2 protein-coding genes are annotated in these 2280 nt (G+C 32.9%); both read left to right on the top strand.

What is annotated here, in order from left to right:
- Positions 1-419: 419 nt before the first annotated feature.
- The gene (locus tag LOK41_RS27825) at positions 420-1286 is read left to right on the top strand and encodes a recombinase family protein (RefSeq protein WP_241819329.1); all 867 of its coding nucleotides are present in this window, start codon (positions 420-422) and stop codon (positions 1284-1286) included.
- A gap of 74 nt (positions 1287-1360) precedes the next feature.
- Positions 1361-2269: an Rpn family recombination-promoting nuclease/putative transposase gene (locus LOK41_RS27820; RefSeq protein ID WP_241819328.1), complete on the top strand. Its 909-nt coding sequence runs from the start codon at positions 1361-1363 to the stop codon at positions 2267-2269.
- Positions 2270-2280: the final 11 nt, after the last annotated feature.

Here is a 2280-nt window from a genome sequence, read left to right as displayed (position 1 = left end):
GGGTACAGCCGAGATACGTGTAAAAATAGGTCATATACTTACTTTTATTTCCATATGCAATTTATAGGGCTTATAAATGCCGTTTTGTCTATTATGGGTACACTCAAAATATACATAAAAGAGCGTAGCGCATAATAGAAATTAATCATTTAGATAAGATCAATACAGAAGTCATTGAAGTAGTGAGAGATTCTTTAGTGACTGGTGAAAATGAATAATATAAAAAGAGAAGTCTGCAAATTTACAGACTTCTCTTTTTAATCTATATGCAATTTAGCATTTAAAAACTACGCAAATTATCTCCTAAAGTTACAACTCCTTCTAAATCGCTTAACTTCGTTATCAAAATTATTATCAAAATCAAATTAACTTTAACTACCCTTTATGATAAAATTATTGTGAAAAGGTTAGGTGATTTCATGAATTCATATATTTATGGTTATGCGAGAGTAAGTACAAAACAACAAGATTTGATTCGGCAAATAGACATGCTTCAAGAATATAACTGTACCGAAATTTTGACTGAAAAAATGACAGGTACAAAAAGTGATCGACCAGAGCTTAACCGATTAAAGGATAAAATTCGGCCTGGGGATACGTTAGTTGTTGAAAGTTTCTCTAGGTTAGGACGAAGTACAAAGGATTTAATTGAACTGGTGGAGTATTTTGAGAGTAAAGGCGTTAAACTCATTAGCATTAAAGAACAGTTTGATACAAACACTCCTCAAGGAAAACTAATGTTAACTGTATTTCAAGCATTTAGCCAGTTTGAAAGAGATTTAATTGCTCAACGTACTCAAGAGGGACTTGAAAGTGCAAGAGCAAGAGGAAGAGTAGGGGGACGCCCCCGTGTTAAGAATAGCTTTATTGAAAGGGCATTAAAGTTATATGATTCTAAAGAGTATAGCATACAAGAAATTGTAAACATGACAGGTATTAGTCAAGCTACGCTTTACCGATACATACGAAAAAATAAACAAACTGAAAAAGATGAAAAGACTAAGGAACAAACAGCCATCATCCGTATGTTGTTACGTGTAGAAAATAATAATAAATTTGTACGAGGAAAGGGGAAAGTTCGAAAAAATATTGAATCCTTTCTCATATCACAATACAATATGGAACAACGTTCAGGAGAGTACATATTCTATATTCCTTACAGTACAATTCCAGACTTAGAACAAAAAGTAGATAGCATAATTCGTGAAATTAATTTTGAAGCGGATTTACAAAATTGTTTTACGGAGTTAGATGTGTACTGTGATGAATTAGAGCTACAATGGTAAAAGTAGCATTTGCTTATATAAAGAATTACATTATAAAATAGTAAGAAGAACAGAAAGACAGGGAGAGGAAACCCATGTCCACAAAATTAGTAAATTTACGAATTGATTTTGCTTTTAAACAGTTATTCGGAACGAAGGGAAACGAAGAGATTTTAATTGGATTTCTAAATGCTATCCTAGAAGAATCTTTAGATGCACCTATTGTATCTCTACAACTAGAAGATCCCCATCTTCATAAATCTTATGAAGATGATAATTTATCCATATTAGACTTATTAGCAACACTAGATAATGGAACACAAGTTAATATCGAAATTCAATTACGGAACACACATGATATGGTAAAGCGATCTTTATATTACTGGAGTAAACTCTATACATCCCAAATGCAAGAAGGGATGCCGTATCGTTCACTTCGGAAAACCATTACCATTAACTTATTAGATTTTATATTATTCTCCCAGGATGATTCATTTCACACCATAGGACAATTATGGAATCCTAAAAAGCAACAGATACTAAGTGATGATATTGAAATTCATTTTGTAGAAATTCCAAAATTGGTCAAACAATGGCGTGAAGAAAAAGTAAATCCATGGGAAAATGCATTTGTTCGCTGGATGTTATTACTACCAGCACATGAAGATGAACATTTAACTCAAACATTGGAGGAGATTGCAATGAATCAAGATCCAATTTTACAAAAAGCAATAAATAAATGGGAAAATATGAGTCATGATTCCTCTTTCCGAACAGCTTATGAAGCTCGTGAGAAGCTACTTCTTGATGAACAAGCTAAGTTGGCTCATGCTCGAGAAGAAGGATTAGAAGAAGGTATTGAGAAAGGGAGAATTCAATTAATTCGTGGTATGCATAAAAATGGTATGCCATTAGAAGACATTGCAAAATTCACAGGTCTCAGTACAGAAGAAATACGAAAACTGGTTCTGTTGCAAAGTTTCCTACATGAAGCTACACTCTAGAAAACAGGATA

Origin of the sequence: Bacillus sp. TL12 (assembly GCF_022625245.1) — a bacterium.
GTDB lineage: Bacteria > Bacillota > Bacilli > Bacillales > Bacillaceae_G > Bacillus_A.
The sequence above is the reverse complement of the archived record's forward strand: the minus strand, read 5'-3'. Positions and strand labels throughout refer to the sequence as shown.

What these genes read in the sequence shown, in the direction of transcription:
- LOK41_RS27825 (WP_241819329.1), top strand. Translation starts at nt 420, where the DNA reads ATGAATTCATATATTTATGGTTATGCGAGAGTAAGTACAAAACAACAA.
- LOK41_RS27820 (WP_241819328.1), top strand. Translation starts at nt 1,361, where the DNA reads ATGTCCACAAAATTAGTAAATTTACGAATTGATTTTGCTTTTAAACAG.